The 783-nt window shown below is 75.6% G+C and carries 1 protein-coding gene; it reads right to left on the reverse strand.

Annotated features, from left to right (window positions below):
• Positions 1-118: 118 nt before the first annotated feature.
• Positions 119-783, reverse strand: a 665-nt coding sequence (locus KCH_RS27200) for a DUF4139 domain-containing protein (RefSeq protein WP_035867321.1), incomplete at its 5' end; no start/stop codon positions are given.

A 783-nucleotide genomic window follows, 5' to 3' on the forward strand; every position in this document is an offset into this window, starting at 1 on the left:
GCCGCAGCCGGTGCACGCCGGCCGGCAGCTCGACCTCCGCCGTCCGCTCCAGCTGCGCCCGGTCCTCCAGACAGGTGACCGCGGTGACCGGCAGGGGCAAAGTCTCCTCGAACACGCTTCAACTCCTCCGGTTCCCGCCGACCACGGCCTTACCGGCCGGGATACGGACCACATAGCCGCCCGTCAGCTCCGTCGAACCCCCGGCCGGCACCACCACCCGCCGGATCCGCGCCGACGGCGGCAGCTGCGCGGACGGCTCCTCCGGCGGCGACCAGCCGGGCCGCTCCTCCACCCGCACGTCCGCGTCGCCGCTCACCGGCACCCGCTCGCGGACCTCCACCGACGCCTCGTGCGGCAGCCGGTTCACCAGCTCGATCCGCACCCGGTGGTCCAGCACCGTCGTCGAGTTCAGCACCCCCGACGTCGACTCCCGCAGCTCGCTGTGCCGGGCCACCCGCAGCTCCTCCGCCCGGCCCAGCCCGACCTCCCGGACCCCGCCCGGCGCCAGCGTCGGCAGCGCCGCCGTCAGCAGGAAGTCGCCGTCCACCGACACCTCCACCGGCCCCGCCAGCAGCGCGTGCGCCGTGCCGTTCGCCAGCTCCAGCACCGCGTACACCGCCTCCTCCACGGCCGGCACGCACACGTAACGGGTCGTCACCGCCACCGGCAGCTCCGCCACCGCCACCGTGTGCCACACCCCGTCCGACGGGATGTCCGCCGGCGCCACCGCGTCGAAACGGTGGTCGAACGAGCCCGCCGAGACACGCGGCCGGGCCCCGAACG

The organism is Kitasatospora cheerisanensis KCTC 2395 (assembly GCF_000696185.1).
Classification (GTDB): Bacteria; Actinomycetota; Actinomycetes; order Streptomycetales; family Streptomycetaceae; genus Kitasatospora; species Kitasatospora cheerisanensis.